This window comes from Aurantiacibacter gangjinensis (genome assembly GCF_001886695.1).
In the GTDB taxonomy this organism is placed as follows: Bacteria; Pseudomonadota; Alphaproteobacteria; order Sphingomonadales; family Sphingomonadaceae; genus Alteraurantiacibacter; species Alteraurantiacibacter gangjinensis.
The window spans coordinates 1,593,374-1,608,328 of the sequence record NZ_CP018097.1 but is presented as its reverse complement, the minus strand read 5'-3'; the positions used below and the strand labels follow the sequence as shown (position 1 = coordinate 1,608,328).

The window sequence follows — 14,955 nt, the reverse complement described above, 5'->3', positions numbered from 1 at the left end:
ATGCCCGCCACACAATGTCCAGCATGGTTCGTCTTCCCCTGATCGCCCTCGCCGCCACTTTGACCCTGTCACCTGCCGCCTTCGCGCAGGATGCCAGCGAGTGGGACCGCAACCGCGCCATGCTGGTGGCCGATGGTCCGGGCCCGATGGCGCCGCAAATCGCGCGGTGGGAGCGGCTTTGGGAAGACCGGCAGGCACAGCTGCCGTTCACGACTTATGCCCGCTTCCTGCTCGCCAATCCCGGCTTTCCGGACGAGACGACCCTGCGTTCGCGCGCCGAGCAGCGTCTGCGCGAAGAGTTCACCGACCCCCAACTGCTTTTGCAGTTCTTCGAAAATGTCGATCCGGTCACGAACTATGCGAAGGCGCATTATGCGCTCGCGCTGATGGGCCCGCAGCGGGCCGAGGCGCAGCGCTGGGCGCTCGAGGCATGGCGCGGCGGCGAGATGTCGCCCACGGCGGAGGCCAGCATCTCGGCCAATTTCGGTAGCGAATTCTCACAGGACGATCACGATGCGCGCATGGATGCGCTGCTCTGGCAGCGTGACGGCGATGCTGCCGCCCGCCAGCTGGCGCGCACTTCGCCCGACCGGCGCGAAATTTTCGCCGCGCGTCTTGCCATCCTGCAGGGCGGCGACGGGGCGACAGATGCCGCGGGCGCGCTTAGCGATCCGGGCTATCTTTACAATCGCAGCCGCGAATTGCGGCAGGAAGGCCAGGTCGGCCGCGCTATCGCGATGATTGCCAACGGGCCGACGCTGTCGTCGGAGCCGCTTGATACGACAGCCTGGACGGGCGAACTGCTGGCGCTCGCCCGCGCTGCCGATCGCCGCAACACAGTGCGCATCGCCCAGCGCGGCGCTGAGTCTTTCGCCGAGGATTACGACATCTCTACCGGTCCCTTCCGCCTGCGGGACGATTACACATCGCTCATGTGGGCTGGCGGCACCAATGCGCTCTGGCACCTGCGCGATGCCGCCGCTGCTGCGCCGCTGTTCTACGAATACGGCGCCGCCGCCCGCACGCCGCAAACCCGGTCCAAGGGCTTCTTCTGGGCAGGCGAGGCCTACCGCGCCGCCGGTAATACTGCCGAGGCCATGCGCCATTACGATATGGCCGCGCAATATGGCGACCGTTTCTACGGCCTGCTGGCGCTCGACCGGCTTGGCCGCGACGTGCCGGAATATCCCGCCACGCCCAGCGTGACGATCAGCAACGACAGTCGCGCCGCCTTTATCGACCAACCTATCACGCGCGCCGTCGCTGAAGTTGCCCGCGACGCGCCCTGGAGCACGGGCATCCGCTTTTACCGCGCCATCGCCGATCAGGCCGAGACGGTAGAAGACCACGTGCTGGTCGGCGAACTGGCGCGCGAGATCGGTCGCCGCGACCTTGCCGTGAACCTCGCCGATTTTGCAGGTGCGGATGGCCATGACGGCTTTACCCGTATAGGCTATCCCACGCTCGACACCCCGCCGGGCACGAACTGGACGCTGATCCACGCCATTGCGCGGCAGGAAAGCCAGTTTGCCGAAAACGCCATCAGCCATGCGGGCGCGCGCGGCCTGATGCAGTTCATGCCCGCCACCGCGCGCGAGGAAGCGCGTCGCGCGGGCGTACCTTTCTCCGCCAGCCGCCTGATGGACGATCCGCAATATGCGATGCGCCTCGGCTCCAATCATATCGAGCGGCTGGTGCGCTATTACGATGGCAGCTACCCGCTGGCTTTCGCCGCCTACAATGCCGGCCCCGGCAATGTGAACCGCTGGCTGCGCGAAAATGGCGACCCGCGCCAGACCGGAGACTGGCTGCGCTGGATCGAGGAAATCGGCTTCTTCGAGACGAAGAATTACGTCCACCGCGTGATCGAGAATGCCGTGGTGTATGAGAACCTTTATCCCGAACGCGCCGGTCGCAGCCGCGATGTCGAGGATTTCCTGCGCTAGACTGCCATGGCCGCGGCATTGGCATGCAAGTGGGCGGAATGATATGGCGGCGGCATGAAAGTCGCTGCCACCGCCTTCGTTCCGGCAATCCTCGCTGCCTGCGCATCCGCCGTTCCGGCTGACGACAGCGCCCCGCTGCAGGCGTTTGTCGCGGCAAACTACGATGTCACGACGTTCGAATCCGCCGCCGTCGATCTGAATGGCGACGGATCGGATGAACATGTGGTTTTGCTGACTGAGCCGGGTCGATGCGGCACCGGCGGTTGCACCATGCTCGTGCTCCAGCGCACACCGGACGGCTTTCAGGAGATCGGTCGCAGCCCGACCACGCAAGGCCCCGTTCGCCTCTCGCCCGAAAGCCGAAATGGATGGCAGATCCTGCTGACTGTCGAGCGTTACGACGCGGCAACGCATTATCACGCTCTCCATGTCTATGAGGATGGCGAATACCGGGAGCAGGTCACCGATACGCGCATCGACTGGGACGAACCGCTTGATCAGGATGTGCTGATCGCGCGATAGAGCGGCGATGCCCTTAGCCGACAACAATAACCCGATCACGCCTGCCGGCCTTGCCGCATTGAAAGCGCGCTACGACCACCTGCTTGGCACCGAACGCCCGGAAATCGTCGAGATCGTCAGCTGGGCGGCGGGCAATGGCGACCGCAGCGAGAACGGCGATTACCTCTACGGTCGCAAGCGCATGCGCGAGATCGACCGCGAGCTGGCCTACCTCGCCAAGGTGATGAAATTCGCCAAGGTCGTTGACCCGGCGCAGCAGCCGGACAAGGCGCGCGTGTTCTTCGGCGCGACCGTCACCATTGCCGACGAGGACGATGACGAGCGCACCCTCATCATTGTCGGTGATAACGAGCAGGACGCGGGCGAAGGTCGTGTCGGCTGGTCCAGCCCGATTGCGCGCGCCTTGCGCGGTGCGGAAGTGGGCGATTTGCGCACCGTTCGCCTGCCAGCCGGCGTGAAGGAGTGGGAAGTGCTGGCGATCACCTATCCGGGCGATTGAGAAAAATCTCGCAAAGCCTGTAAGAAAGCCGGTGAGGGGCGGACTATCCCGGTATGACCCAAGCGAAAGACAGCGCATCCGCCGGATCGCAGGACGACGCCTATCGCGATGCCGCCGCACAGTTCGGCGATGCCATAGCCCGCCTGGCGCGCGGCTATGAAGCCGATCCCGACCTCGCGCGTGACCTGGTGCAGGACATCCACACCGAATTGTGGCGCAGCTTTGCCTATTTCGAAGGCCAATGCAGCTTGCGCAGCTGGGTCTACCGCATCGGCCATAATGTCGGTGTCAGCCATATCCAGAAAGCCATGCGGTCAAAGCCGTCGCAGGCACAATCCGGTCTGGACGAAATCGACGCGCTGGCCGCACCCGACAACCCCGAAGCCGAGGTCGGCGAGAACCAGGTAACGCGCCGCCTGATGGCGACCATCCACCGCCTCAAGCCCGCCGACCGCCAAGTGATGCTGCTCTATTTGGAGGACCTGTCCGCCGCCGAAATCGGTGACGTGACCGGGCTTTCATCCGGCGCGGTCGCCACCCGTATTCACCGCCTCAAGGCGCTGCTTGCCGAGGCCTTCCAGCCAGAGGACATTGACCGATGACACCGCAAGATTTCGCTCGCGCCAGCTGGCAGGCCAACGCACCCGAAAGCGCCCTGCCCCCCATCGCAGAACTGCGTCGACGCGCCGATGAATTTCGGCGCCAGATCAAATGGCGCAATGCTATCGAATATGCCGCCGGAGCACTGGTGGCAGCGGGCTGCATCGCGATCATCGCATTGATCCCGCTAGCCGTGATGAAGGCTGCCGCTGCTCTCCTTCTGGCAGGGATTGCGACAGTCCTATGGCAATTGCATCGCCGCGGTGCGCCGCTCACGCCTGCCAGCGATGGCGGCGCGGTCTCCGTCCTGGAATACCAGCGGCGCGAGCTGGTTCGCCAGCGCGACGCCATCGACAATGTGCTGTGGTGGTATTTGCTGCCGCTAGTGCCCGGCATGCTGGCCTTTCTCGCGGTGCCGTGGCTGGCGACGCCCATGGCTGATTGGCAGGCCCCGCCGCTTGCCGATTGGCCCGCTTTCGCTTTTCCCATCGTGGTCTTCGTGGGCGTCTACGCGCTCAACAAATGGGGCGCGCGCCGCTTGCAACGCGAGATCGACGCGATCGATGCGCTGCGCGAGGGCTGAAGGAAAAAAAAAGGGGCGCGGTGTTGCCACCGCGCCCCCTGTATTGCGCTGAAAGCGTTTATTCGGCGGCCTGCTGCGTCTCGCTATCGTCTGCCGCTTCACCGCTGGCGCGGTTCTCTGCCTCGTCGCTCGCTTCGGCGATGTCGCTCAGCAGGTCGACGATGGTGTCGTCTCCGCCCGCCTCGCCATTGCCGTTGAGCTTGGCAGCGCCTTCGGCCAGTTTGCCGAGCGAGGAGCCATCGAGGCCCAGCTCTTTCATCAGGCCGTCGAGCACCGGAGCCTGCGCGCGGTAGGCGAGAGCTGCCGATACCGCATCGTTGGCGAGATTGCCCGATCCGCCGCCGACGCTGGCCGCGCCGTTGGCGGAGCCGCCCGAACCGCCGCGCTGGGTCAGCCCGTCCACCTGCACGATCTTGATCGAGTCGATGGCTTCCATGGGCTTCGCGCTTTCGCGGATCACTTCCGGCAGCACCTTCAGCAGGGCCAACTTGGTCTGCAGGCTGATCTGGTCCATCGAGAGGATGTTCGCAGCCTCGTTGATGGCCTGCTGGCCAGCAGCTTCGACCTCGAAGCGAACGCGCGCAGCTTCTGCCCGCAGCTTCTCGGCTTCGGCTTCACCCTCGGCCTCGCGGCGCAGGGCTTCGGCGCGGTTGGCCGCAGCATCGCGTTCCGCTTCGGCTTCGACCTTGATGCCGATGGCTTCGCGCTCTGCCTGCTTGGCTGCCTCGATCAGTTCGATCTTCTTCTGGCGCTCGGCAATCTCGCTTTCACGGGCCGTGGCGACCTGTTCTTCGGCAGCGACAGCCTTGGCACGGGCCGCGTCAGCCTCTGCCTTGGCCTGGCTTTCCTCGCGCGACTTGTTCTGCACGGCGATCTGCTGTTCCTGCCGGGCGATTTCCAGCGCGCGCACCTGGTCGATGCGGGCTTCTTCCACCAGCCGGTCGGCCTCGATCTGCTGCGCGTCGACCAGCTTCTTGGCTTCGATCCGCGCGGCATCGGCTTCGCGCTGGCGCTCTGCCTGCTCGCGAGCGATCTCGGAGCTTTGCGCCGCACGCCGCACCTCGACTTCGCGCTCCTGCGAGAGGCGCGCATATTCGGTGTCGCGACTGATCTCGAAACTCCGGGCGTCGGCCTCGAGGTTCTTGGCCTCCATCTGCACGCGCGTGTCCTGCTCGATATCGTTGCGCAGCTTCTTGCGCGCTTCGATCTGTTCGGTCAGCTTCGTAAGACCTTCGGCGTCGAAGGCGTTATTAGCGTTGAAATGCTCGATGCTCGTCTGATCGAGACCGGTCAACGAGACCGACTCCAGCTCCAGGCCGTTCATGGCCAGATCGTTGGACGACACCTGCTGCACCTTCTGCACGAAGTCCGCACGCTGTTCGTGCAACTCGTTCATGGTCATGCCCGCTGCGACGGAGCGCAGCGCATCGACGAACTTGCCTTCGACAAGATCCTTCAGCATTTCGGGCTGCATGGTGCGCTGGCCCAGCGTCTGCGCGGCCATGGCGATGGCATCGCTATCGGGCTTCACGCGAACGTAGAACTCCGCCTTCACGTCGATCCGCAGCCGGTCGAGCGTGATCAGCGCCTCGCCATCGCGGCGCACGACGCTCAGCACCAGCGTGTTCATGTTGACGGGCATGGTTTCGTGGAAGATCGGGAAGACGAGCGCGCCCCCGTTCATCACGACCTTCTCGCCGCCGACGCCCGTCCGCACGAAGGCGATCTCTTTCGAGGCCCGGCGATAGAGCTTGGTGAGGAAGATGATGACCGCCAGAAAGGCGACAATCACCCCGACTATGCCGACAAGGCCTGCATCCATAAAGCTTTCCATATTCTCTCCTTATTGTTGAACTGTTGTCAGGGTGCGAGCTTGCGCTCTGCCAAGGGCACCCCGAAGAATGTCTGTCCCTCGCGGCGAACGAGCAGGACCTCGTCGCCTTCGTGGATTTCGCTGGCATCCTCGTGCGGCTCCAGCATGACGTGGTGGGCATGGCCGTGGCGGTCGCGCACCGTGGTGCGGGCGGGCGAGCCGCGCAGCGCCTTGCCGGTGGAGACCTTGCCGCGCCGCCCGACAAGGCTGTCCAGCCCGACGGCAGTGGTTTCGTCCTGCGGCATCAGTCGCGCCAGCGGGCGGGTTGCAATGGCCGTCGCGGGAAGGCTCGCGCCTCCTGCAAACAGTGCCGCCAGCCATGGATAGAGCGGGCCGCCGATCAGGTCTCCGGTCAGCGCCTGGATGCTCATTCCGATCACGGTAAAGAGCAGCAGGAAGACCATCAGCCACACCATCAGCGGCACCTTGCCCAGCCCCAGCAGGGTGAGCAGCGCGCCGCCGATACCGGTGGAGGTCGCATCCCCGACTTCCAAACCGGCATCGACATCGACATCGCCGCCGACATCGAAATCGCCGAGGCCAACCAGCTGCAAGACCAGCGCAAGGACCATCAGGCCCATGGCTATCACAAAGGGCAAATTATAGTCGGCAAGCAGGCTCATTCCATCGCGCACCAACCGGCTTGCGCCGCTGGCGTCCTCTCTTATGGGTCCTCAGTTTTCGGGGTCCCCTCCGTTGCCATTTATATGGCATAAATCCGCTTGAAACGCCAGAAAAACCGGACGGATCGCGTCCGATTTTGACGGCGCGCGATGGGGGGATTATCAGGGCCGCGATGCATGCTTTTTCCCTCCTCGCCGCGACGGCCATTCTCGCCACCGCTGCGGCGCCGACCAACATTCGCGACAGCCTTGGCGTGTTCGGCGACTGGGGCGCATTTCGCGATTCCCAAGTGCCGCGGTGCTATGCGATTGCCGCCGCGCAGCCCTCGCAAAGCCGCCGCGATCACCAGCCGTTCGCAACGGTAGGCACATGGCCGGATCGGCAGGTGCGCGGACAGGTGCATTTCAATCTCAGCCGCAACCTGTCCTCCAACCCGCGCCTGCGCCTCGCCATTGGCGGGCAGCGCTTCGATCTGACGGGCGGCGGCAATGATGCATGGGCGACAGGCCCGCAGGATGATGCCGCCATCGTCGCAGCCTTCAGGGCAGGCAGTAGGATGAGCATCTCCGCCACGGACAATCGCGGAAACCGCTTTACCGATCGCTACAGCCTGCAAGGCGCGGCCACTGCCATGGATGCCGCGAGCGTAGGCTGCGCACGGCAACGCTAGGCAAAGCGCCATTTGCGCCCTATATGCGCGCCTCCCATGGCCGATACGACACTGATGAGCATTCCCGGGCAGGTAGACCCGGTTCCCGTCGCGCGTGACATCACGCCGCGCGAGGATGGGCGCGTGGACCTGATCGGCCTACCCAAGAAGGATATCGCGACCCTGTTCGAAGGTGCCGGCCTCGACAATCGTCAGGCCAAGCTGCGTGCGAAGCAGGTGTTTCACTGGCTCTATCATCGGGGCGTGACGGATTTCGAGGCGATGACCGATATCGCCAAGACCATGCGACCGTGGCTGGCAGAGCGGTTCGTGATCGGTCGGCCCGACGTGGTCGAAGCGCAGCACAGCACTGACGGCACACGCAAATGGCTGCTGCGCACGGCGGACGGCCATGATTTCGAGATGGTCTTCATCCCCGATGCCGATCGCGGCACGCTGTGCGTATCCAGCCAGGTCGGCTGCACGCTCAATTGCCGCTTCTGCCACACCGGCACCATGCGCCTTGTGCGCAACCTCACCCCGGGCGAAATAGTCGGCCAGGTCATGCTGGCGCGCGATGCGCTGGGCGAATGGCCGAAAGGCAAGATGGATTTCGCCGAGGAAGAGAGCGAGGCGGAATATACCGCCGATGGCCGCCTGCTGACCAACATCGTGATGATGGGCATGGGCGAACCGCTCTACAACTTCGACAATGTCCGCGATGCGCTGCAGTTGGTGATGGATGGCGACGGACTGGCGCTCTCCAAGCGCCGTATCACACTTTCCACCAGCGGCGTGGTCCCGGCCATGGAGCGCTGCGGCGAGGAGATCGGCGTGAACCTTGCCGTATCGCTGCACGCCGTCACCAAGGACATCCGCGACGAAATCGTGCCGATCAACAAAAAGTACGGCATCGAGGAATTGCTGCAGGCCTGTGCCGATTATCCCGGTGCCAGCAATGCGCGGCGGATCACTTTCGAATACGTGATGCTGAAGGACAAGAACGACAGCGATGAACACGCGCGCGAACTCGTCCGCCTGCTGAAGGCCTACAAACTGCCCGCCAAGGTAAATCTGATCCCGTTCAACCCGTGGCCGGGTGCGGCTTACGAATGCTCGACGCCGGAGCGGATCAAAGCGTTTTCCGACATCGTGTTCGAAGGCGGCATCAGCGCGCCGGTGCGCACCCCGCGCGGCCGCGATATCGACGCGGCATGCGGCCAGCTGAAAACGGCCGCCGAAAAGAAAAGCCGCGCCCAGCTGGACCGCGAGGCGGCGGAAGCAGCCGAAAGCGCCTAGTTTTCGTCGTTATCCGAAAGTGCGAAAGCGGCAACGATGGCGGCCACGCCGGTGGCCACGGCCACGCCTGCGAACAAGGCACCGCGGGCGATGTGATCGACAGCATCGGGCTCATTCGGTTCATCGCCGCCATTGGGGCCGTCACCCGAACCGAGCGGTTCATCCTGGCTTGCGAGCACGGTTGACTGGGGCACGAGGCTGGTGCCGTTGATCAGGAAACGGGGATTGTCCTCGAAGGTCAGCGAGATGGTGCCCTGCCGGAGTTCTTGGCGATGATCGAGCAGCGGATTGGCCTGCGCCTGCGCGCGGCTGTGCCAATCGCTTTCACCGGTTTCGAACCGCAAATCGAAGCGCGGCTCGCTTTCGCCGTGCTGGGTGCGTCCGCCCAATGGAATGGTAACGCCGACCATGGCCCGCATGTCGCGCGATGCCTCATTGTCGAAGCCGGTAATATCCTGAGCCGCGGCCGGACTCGCCAGCAATGCGGCGCTCACGACGGCTGTAACAAGTCTCTTCATCTACGTCCCTCCTGTTCGATCTCTCTCCGACACTGGAGCACATAAGGCAGTGATCGCAAAGCGATGTTCGCCCTGCGATCCGTCAAAGCGCAAGAGCGTGATGAAACCGCAACATGCGCTTTGTCGCAGCAAGATAACGGCTCGTCCCTTTGAGTCGATTACAACCCGCCGTTCATCTGAGGTTGGGCGAAGCTGAACAATGTTGCGTGAACCGACCCAGCCGGTACTCGACTCGAAAGGTTCATAGCGATGAAAAAGACAATGCTTGCCCTCGCCGCCGCCAGCACCCTGGCGCTCCCTGCCGCTCCTGCCATGGCGCTGGATATGCCCATGTCGGCAGTGCCCTACGAAATGAGCGAGTATCATTTCGATGACTGGGACGACGATGATCGCCGGTATCGCCGCGGCGACCGTCGCTATCGCGAATATGACCGGTATGGCCGATATATCGAACCGCGCCGTGTGCATCGCGGAGATCGCGTGTGGCAGGGCCGTGACGGTCGCTATTATTGCGAGCGCGGCAATGGCACTACGGGCCTGATTATCGGCGCCGCCGGCGGCGCGCTGGTAGGTCGGGCCATCGACACTCGTGGTGACCGTACGGTCGGCACACTCCTCGGCGCTGCGCTAGGCGCCGTCTTGGGCCGCGAGATCGACCGCGGCTCTGCCCGTTGCCGGTAATCGCTGACGTCAGCTAAGGTTTCGAAGCGCCGTCGCTCATACTAAGCGGCGGCGCTTTTTCTTTGCGCGCATTGCACAGCGTATCCTTTCAGGATACCGGTTGTGTATGCATCGGGCCGGGCAGAAAATCCGCAAATGGCGAGAGGCGCATGATCCGCCGCTGAGCGCTGCGGAGTTCGGCGCGCAATATGGCAAGCCGGAACCGTGGCCCAGCCGGACGGTCTATGGCTGGGAAGCCAAGGGCAAGGTGCCCCGCGCCGCCACCCAGAAACGCCTTTCCGACCTTGGCATCTGCCAGCCTGCCGATTTCCTCGAACCTGCCGAAAGCCCATCCGATATGAGCGCAGCCGAATACGACTTTTTTGACATGCACAGCCACGGCTTCGTGCGGGTCGCGACCAGCACGCCGACCACCCGCACCGCCGATGTGGCCTACAATGCAAGGGGCATTATCGAGCAGGCGGAGATGGCGCATGAGGCGAATGTCGACCTGCTGCTTTACCCGGAATTATGCCTGTCATCCTACGCGATCGACGACCTGCACATTCAGGCCGCCTTGCTCGATGCTGTCGAGGCGCAGATCGAGGTGATCCGGCAAGGCACCGAAATGCTCGATCCTGTGCTCGTCATCGGAGCGCCGCTCCGCCGCAACGGGCGCATCTACAATTGCGCCGTGGTGATCGCCCATGGCGAAGTGCTTGGCGCCGTGCCCAAGAGCTACCTTCCCAATTACCGCGAATTCTACGAAAAGCGCTGGTTCGCCCGCGGCAATAATTGCCAGGATCTCTGGCTGCCCGTGAACGGCGCGGAAATCCCGTTCGGTACGGACCTGATCTTCTCCGCCACCAATCCGCCCGGCTTCACCTTCGGTATCGAGATTTGCGAGGACTTCTGGAGCCCGACCCAGCCTTCGACCATGGCGGCGCTTGCCGGTGCGACGATAATCCTCAACCTTTCCGCCAGCAATATCACTATCGGCAAATCGGATGAGCGGCATCTGCTCAGCCGCGCGACATCCAGCCGGTCGGTCTGCGCCTACGCCTATTCCGCCAGTGGCTTTGGCGAGAGCACCACCGATCTCAGCTGGGATGGCCAGGGCATGGTTTACGAACTGGGCGACCTGTTAATTGAAAGCGTGCGCTTCGACCTCGAGCCCGAATTGTGCGTGACCGATATCGATACGCGCCGCATCCTCAACGAGCGTATGCGGATGCAGACTTTCAACGATGCAGCGGAGGATGCCGGGCGGCCGGAAGACACATTCCGCACGATCGGCTTCGAGCATCACTATACGGCAGGCGATATCGGGCTACGCCGCCCCATCCGCCGCTTCCCCTTCGTACCGAACCGCGCCGACAAGCTGGACGAGGATTGCTACGAGGCGTTCAACATTCAGGTCGACGCGCTGATGCGCCGTATAAAGGCAACGGGCGCGAAGTCGCTTGTGATCGGCATTTCCGGCGGGCTGGATTCGACCCATGCCTTGATCGTGGCGGCAAAAGCTTGTGACCGGCTCGACCTGCCCCGCTCCACCATCCGCGCCTACACCATGCCGGGCTTCGCTACCTCGGACGATACCAAGTCCAATGCGTGGAAGCTGATGAAAGCGTTCAAAGTCACTGCGGAGGAGATCGACATCAAGCCCGCCGCGCGGCAGATGCTGCAGGATATGGGCCATCCCTTCGCCGACGGCGAGCCGCATTACGACGTGACATTCGAGAACGTGCAGGCGGGCCTACGCACCGATTACCTCTTCCGCCTTGCGGGCCATCACGATGGTTTCGTGATCGGCACGGGCGACCTCTCCGAACTGGCGCTGGGCTGGTGCACCTATGGCGTGGGCGACCAGATGAGCCATTACAGCGTCAATTCCGGTGTGCCCAAGACGCTGATCCAGTACCTGATCCGCTGGGCCGAGCGGACCGACCAACTCGACCCCGCCTGCGACGAGGCGCTGGATGCGGTGCTCGATACCGAAATCAGCCCCGAACTCGTTCCGGCGGACGATGCGGGCAATATCCAGTCGACGCAGAGCATTATCGGCCCCTACGAACTGAACGACTTTTTCCTGCACCACACGATCCGCTGGGGGCAAACGCCAAGCCACATTGCTTTCTTGTGTTGGCATGCGTGGAAGGATCGCGAGGCCGGTTCGTGGCCGCATGCCTTTCCCGACGAGCATATGAATGCCTACGGCCTACCTGAAATTCGCAAATGGCTGGAGAATTTCGTGCAGCGCTTCTTCGCTTTCAGCCAGTTCAAGCGCAGCGCCATGCCCAACGGTCCGAAAGTGAGCGCCGGCGGCGCGCTGTCCCCACGCGGAGACTGGCGCGCCCCCAGCGATGCGGTGGCCGACGTGTGGCTGGCGGATTTGCGCGAGAAGGTGCCTGAAACCGAGTGACGCTTGCCAGCCGCGTCCATAGTCTTAGGGTGCAGACATGAGCGGAAAGGCAGTTCTCGTTACAGGCGGCGCCAAGCGGCTAGGTGCGGCTTTCTCGCAGCGCTTTGCCGAGGCCGGATGGCACGTCGTCATCCACTATAATCGCTCGGCAGAGGCAGCAGAAGCGCTCGCCGCCGAGCTGCCCAGCGCCGAAACTGCGCAATGCGATCTTTCCGATCCGGATGCCGGGGCGGCGATGGTGCGCGATCTGGCCGGACGGCTGGATGACTGGCGCTGCCTCATCAATTCCGCCTCCATCTTTGCGCCCGACGATGTAACCGCACTCGATCCGCGCACGAATGCCCGTTCCATGCAGATAAACGCCGCCTCCCCCGCCCTCTTGGCGCAGACTTTTCTAGCCAACGCCCGCAGTAAAGCGGGGCGGCGGGTGATCCAAGTGACCGACCAGAAGCTAGCCAACCTCAATCCCGATTTCTTCAGCTACACGATGAGCAAGGCCGCCGCCGATATCGCCGCGCGGATGATGGCGATGGCGACCGAGACCGGAGACCGCGTCTACACCCTCGCGCCCGGTGCCATCCTTCCCAGCCACGACCAGACCGCCGAAGAGGCCGAACGCTCGCACCTCCTGAACTTGCTGGAACGCCGAACCTGCCCGGATGAAGTGGCGGATGCCGCGCTGTTCCTCGCCGAGGGTCCGCTCGCCGGCGGCCAGAGCATCTTTGTCGACAGCGGCCAGCACATTCTCGACCAAGATCGCGATGTGATATACCTCGAACGCAAAGGGGATCAGCCATGAGCAAGAGGGCAGCGAGGCCAGCGAAGCGCCACGCGCTTTCGACCCGCATATGGCACTGGATCAACGCGGTCAGCCTGATCGTGCTTTTCATGAGCGGGTTGAACATCTCCAACGCGCACCGCCGCCTCTATTGGGGCGATGACGGTTTCGCCCCCGCCGACGCTTGGCTGGAAGTGCCGCGCTTCCCCGGATGGGCGACCATCCCCGACTTCTACAGCCTGGCACAGGCGCGGGATTGGCATGTTGTCTTCAGCCTTGTCTTCGCCTTCACCTTGCTCGCCTTCATGGTGATCGCTCTCATCAACCGGCACATGCAGCGCGACATCTTCGCCTCGCGCCGCGAATGGAAGCTGTCGAACATCTGGACCGACATCAAGCAGCATGCCCGCCTGAACTTCGAGCACGGCGATGGGAAATACAACATCCTCCAGAAGATCGCCTATGCGGGCGTCATCCTCATCCTGTTGCCGTTGATGATCTTCACCGGCATGGTGATGAGCCCGGGTGCGGAAGCCGTGTTCCCATGGGTGACCGAACTGTTCGGCGGTCGCCAGAGTGCACGAAGCCTCCATTTCATCGCCTCTTGGCTGCTTTTCGGATTTTTCGTGCTGCATATCGTGCTGGTCCTGCTGGCGGGGCCGATCGGTCAGATCCGCGACATGATTACGGGCGGCAGGCTTGAAGGGCATTCTCCTGCGGCCGCTGAAGGAGGCGACAATGCAAAGGCGTAATTTCCTCGTCGCGGCAGGCGCTGCATTCCTCGCCGGCTGCAACGAGATCGGCAACTCGCGATGGTTCGGCAAGATCGTGGACGGCGCGCAAAGCTGGCACCGCGGGCTGCATCGCGGCCTCGCTTTCGGGCGCATTCCGATGGCGCCTGAATATAACCGCGCCGATATCTCGCCATTCTTCCGCGGCAATGGCAGCCAGGATGTCGACACCGATGCCTATCGCTCCGCCGAGGCGGAGGGGTTCGCCAATTGGCAATTCACGGTTACCGGCATGGTCGACAACGAATTGTCGCTTTCGATGGACCAGCTACGCGCCCTGCCCCAGCGCACCCAGATCACCCGGCACGATTGCGTGGAAGGCTGGAGCGCGATCGGCGAGTGGACCGGACCGCAGCTGTCCGACATCCTGGACGCTGCCGGTGTGCGGAAGGGCGCGAATTACGTCATCTTCCGCTGCGCCGACAATCTCAACGGACAGGACTATTACGAGAGCTGCGACATGGATGATGCGTATCATCCGCAGACCATCATCGCGCATGAACTCAATGGTGAACCGCTGCCCGTACGCAATGGCGCGCCGCTTCGCCTGCGCATCGAACGGCAGTTGGGGTACAAGCACGCCAAATACCTGACCGGTATAGAATTGGTGGCCGATTATCGGGATATCGCGGGCGGCGAAGGTGGCTACTGGGAAGATCGTTCCGGCTACCAATGGTATGCGGGGATCTGATCAGCCTTCCGGCGGATACACCCGGTTCATCGATTGCCAGTTGGTGCGCACCAGCTCTTCCAGAACGTCCAAATCAACGTCGGCCAGTTTGTTGATGTAGAGGCAGCTTTTACCGCGCGAATGCTTGCCCAGCTTCGCCAGCAATGCATCGTTCTTCTCGCCGGTCGCATCGTCGCAATAGCCACCCATCAGGTAGAGCGAGTGTTTCGCCTTGCGGGGGCTGAAACCGGTGCGCATCCAGTCGCCTTCGCGGCCGCTGTCATACTTGTAGTGATACTGGCCATAGCCGATCATGCTCGGTCCCCACATGCGCGGCTCCTCGCCCGTCACGCGGCGGAACATGGCATCGAGAACCTTCGCATCCGCGCGCTTGGCTTCGGGCTCGACAGTGTCGATGAAGTCTTGCGGGCTGGCGTCCGTCGGCGTGGTCTTGTTGGCGCTCATGGTGCTCAAGCCATAGCGCGGAATTGACTCACCGCCAAACCGCCCGCAAACCGCAG

At 63.2% G+C, this 14,955-nt stretch carries 16 protein-coding genes; 12 read left to right on the top strand and 4 right to left on the bottom strand.

Annotated elements, in window-relative coordinates:
• Window positions 1-23: 23 nt before the first annotated feature.
• The 5 genes from BMF35_RS07870 to BMF35_RS07850 are packed head-to-tail and all read left to right on the top strand — an operon-like array spanning window position 24 to window position 4,150.
• Entirely contained in the window at window positions 24-1,946 is a 1,923-nt protein-coding gene (locus tag BMF35_RS07870) for a lytic transglycosylase domain-containing protein (protein WP_236781499.1), read from the top strand.
• 54 nt (window positions 1,947-2,000) lie between these two features.
• Entirely contained in the window at window positions 2,001-2,468 is a 468-nt protein-coding gene (locus BMF35_RS07865; protein WP_052765862.1) for a hypothetical protein, read from the top strand.
• Between the two features lie 7 nt (window positions 2,469-2,475).
• Window positions 2,476-2,967 (top strand): transcription elongation factor GreB, encoded by a 492-nt coding sequence (gene greB / locus BMF35_RS07860; protein ID WP_047005474.1) that lies wholly within the window; start codon window positions 2,476-2,478, stop codon window positions 2,965-2,967.
• A gap of 53 nt (window positions 2,968-3,020) precedes the next feature.
• Complete coding sequence (locus tag BMF35_RS07855) at window positions 3,021-3,569, top strand: RNA polymerase sigma factor (protein WP_047005473.1); 549 nt, start codon at window positions 3,021-3,023, stop codon at window positions 3,567-3,569.
• Window positions 3,566-4,150 carry a hypothetical protein gene (locus BMF35_RS07850; protein ID WP_047005472.1) on the top strand — a complete coding sequence of 195 codons (585 nt, stop codon included), beginning with the start codon at window positions 3,566-3,568 and terminating at the stop codon, window positions 4,148-4,150. Before BMF35_RS07855 ends, BMF35_RS07850 begins: the two co-directional genes overlap by 4 nt.
• Window positions 4,151-4,208: 58 nt before the next feature.
• Here the strand turns inward: BMF35_RS07850 and BMF35_RS07845 are convergent, their stop codons facing one another.
• Both BMF35_RS07845 and BMF35_RS07840 read right to left on the bottom strand, forming a co-directional pair.
• A complete protein-coding gene (locus BMF35_RS07845; RefSeq protein WP_047005471.1) occupies window positions 4,209-5,984 on the bottom strand; it encodes a flotillin family protein in 1,776 nt (591 codons plus the stop codon).
• Window positions 5,985-6,010: 26 nt separating this feature from the next.
• Window positions 6,011-6,646, bottom strand: coding sequence for an OB-fold-containig protein (locus tag BMF35_RS07840; protein ID WP_047005470.1), 636 nt, complete (start codon window positions 6,644-6,646; stop codon window positions 6,011-6,013).
• A gap of 173 nt (window positions 6,647-6,819) precedes the next feature.
• On the opposite strand from BMF35_RS07840, the gene BMF35_RS07835 reads away from it, so the two are divergent.
• Both BMF35_RS07835 and rlmN read left to right on the top strand, forming a co-directional pair.
• Window positions 6,820-7,317 carry an invasion associated locus B family protein gene (locus BMF35_RS07835; RefSeq protein ID WP_047005469.1) on the top strand — a complete coding sequence of 166 codons (498 nt, stop codon included), beginning with the start codon at window positions 6,820-6,822 and terminating at the stop codon, window positions 7,315-7,317.
• 36 nt (window positions 7,318-7,353) lie between these two features.
• Window positions 7,354-8,595: a dual-specificity RNA methyltransferase RlmN gene (gene rlmN, locus BMF35_RS07830; RefSeq protein ID WP_047005468.1), complete on the top strand. Its 1,242-nt coding sequence runs from the start codon at window positions 7,354-7,356 to the stop codon at window positions 8,593-8,595.
• On the opposite strand, the gene BMF35_RS07825 is transcribed toward rlmN, so the two are convergent.
• Window positions 8,592-9,113, bottom strand: coding sequence for a hypothetical protein (locus BMF35_RS07825; RefSeq protein WP_156172018.1), 522 nt, complete (start codon window positions 9,111-9,113; stop codon window positions 8,592-8,594). The two genes, rlmN and BMF35_RS07825, sit on opposite strands and share 4 nt — an antisense overlap.
• Before the next feature lie 249 nt (window positions 9,114-9,362).
• On the opposite strand from BMF35_RS07825, the gene BMF35_RS07820 reads away from it, so the two are divergent.
• From BMF35_RS07820 to BMF35_RS07800, 5 genes are all read left to right on the top strand, one after another.
• Window positions 9,363-9,794, top strand: a complete 432-nt coding sequence (locus BMF35_RS07820; RefSeq protein WP_047005466.1) for a glycine zipper 2TM domain-containing protein — start codon at window positions 9,363-9,365, stop codon at window positions 9,792-9,794.
• 337 nt (window positions 9,795-10,131) lie between these two features.
• Window positions 10,132-12,195, top strand: coding sequence for an NAD(+) synthase (locus tag BMF35_RS07815; RefSeq protein WP_047006427.1), 2,064 nt, complete (start codon window positions 10,132-10,134; stop codon window positions 12,193-12,195).
• A gap of 37 nt (window positions 12,196-12,232) precedes the next feature.
• On the top strand, window positions 12,233-12,994 hold the full coding sequence (locus BMF35_RS07810; protein WP_047005465.1) for an SDR family oxidoreductase: 762 nt from the start codon (window positions 12,233-12,235) through the stop codon (window positions 12,992-12,994).
• On the top strand, window positions 12,991-13,725 hold the full coding sequence (locus BMF35_RS07805; RefSeq protein ID WP_047005464.1) for a cytochrome b/b6 domain-containing protein: 735 nt from the start codon (window positions 12,991-12,993) through the stop codon (window positions 13,723-13,725). Before BMF35_RS07810 ends, BMF35_RS07805 begins: the two co-directional genes overlap by 4 nt.
• A complete protein-coding gene (locus tag BMF35_RS07800; protein ID WP_047005463.1) occupies window positions 13,712-14,455 on the top strand; it encodes a molybdopterin-dependent oxidoreductase in 744 nt (247 codons plus the stop codon). The genes BMF35_RS07805 and BMF35_RS07800 overlap by 14 nt, the downstream gene beginning before the upstream one ends.
• Here BMF35_RS07800 and BMF35_RS07795 read toward each other — a convergent pair whose 3' ends face one another.
• Complete coding sequence (locus BMF35_RS07795) at window positions 14,456-14,899, bottom strand: DUF1801 domain-containing protein (RefSeq protein WP_047005462.1); 444 nt, start codon at window positions 14,897-14,899, stop codon at window positions 14,456-14,458.
• Window positions 14,900-14,955: the final 56 nt, after the last annotated feature.

What these genes read in the sequence shown, in the direction of transcription:
- BMF35_RS07850 (WP_047005472.1), top strand. Translation starts at nt 3,566, where the DNA reads ATGACACCGCAAGATTTCGCTCGCGCCAGCTGGCAGGCCAACGCACCC.
- rlmN (WP_047005468.1), top strand. Translation starts at nt 7,354, where the DNA reads ATGGCCGATACGACACTGATGAGCATTCCCGGGCAGGTAGACCCGGTT.
- BMF35_RS07795 (WP_047005462.1), bottom strand. Translation starts at nt 14,899, where the DNA reads ATGAGCGCCAACAAGACCACGCCGACGGACGCCAGCCCGCAAGACTTC.
- BMF35_RS07840 (WP_047005470.1), bottom strand. Translation starts at nt 6,646, where the DNA reads ATGAGCCTGCTTGCCGACTATAATTTGCCCTTTGTGATAGCCATGGGC.
- BMF35_RS07845 (WP_047005471.1), bottom strand. Translation starts at nt 5,984, where the DNA reads ATGGAAAGCTTTATGGATGCAGGCCTTGTCGGCATAGTCGGGGTGATT.
- BMF35_RS07870 (WP_236781499.1), top strand. Translation starts at nt 24, where the DNA reads ATGGTTCGTCTTCCCCTGATCGCCCTCGCCGCCACTTTGACCCTGTCA.
- BMF35_RS07805 (WP_047005464.1), top strand. Translation starts at nt 12,991, where the DNA reads ATGAGCAAGAGGGCAGCGAGGCCAGCGAAGCGCCACGCGCTTTCGACC.
- BMF35_RS07800 (WP_047005463.1), top strand. Translation starts at nt 13,712, where the DNA reads ATGCAAAGGCGTAATTTCCTCGTCGCGGCAGGCGCTGCATTCCTCGCC.
- BMF35_RS07835 (WP_047005469.1), top strand. Translation starts at nt 6,820, where the DNA reads ATGCATGCTTTTTCCCTCCTCGCCGCGACGGCCATTCTCGCCACCGCT.
- BMF35_RS07815 (WP_047006427.1), top strand. Translation starts at nt 10,132, where the DNA reads ATGAGCGCAGCCGAATACGACTTTTTTGACATGCACAGCCACGGCTTC.
- BMF35_RS07825 (WP_156172018.1), bottom strand. Translation starts at nt 9,113, where the DNA reads ATGAAGAGACTTGTTACAGCCGTCGTGAGCGCCGCATTGCTGGCGAGT.
- BMF35_RS07820 (WP_047005466.1), top strand. Translation starts at nt 9,363, where the DNA reads ATGAAAAAGACAATGCTTGCCCTCGCCGCCGCCAGCACCCTGGCGCTC.
- BMF35_RS07810 (WP_047005465.1), top strand. Translation starts at nt 12,233, where the DNA reads ATGAGCGGAAAGGCAGTTCTCGTTACAGGCGGCGCCAAGCGGCTAGGT.
- BMF35_RS07855 (WP_047005473.1), top strand. Translation starts at nt 3,021, where the DNA reads ATGACCCAAGCGAAAGACAGCGCATCCGCCGGATCGCAGGACGACGCC.
- BMF35_RS07865 (WP_052765862.1), top strand. Translation starts at nt 2,001, where the DNA reads ATGAAAGTCGCTGCCACCGCCTTCGTTCCGGCAATCCTCGCTGCCTGC.
- greB (WP_047005474.1), top strand. Translation starts at nt 2,476, where the DNA reads ATGCCCTTAGCCGACAACAATAACCCGATCACGCCTGCCGGCCTTGCC.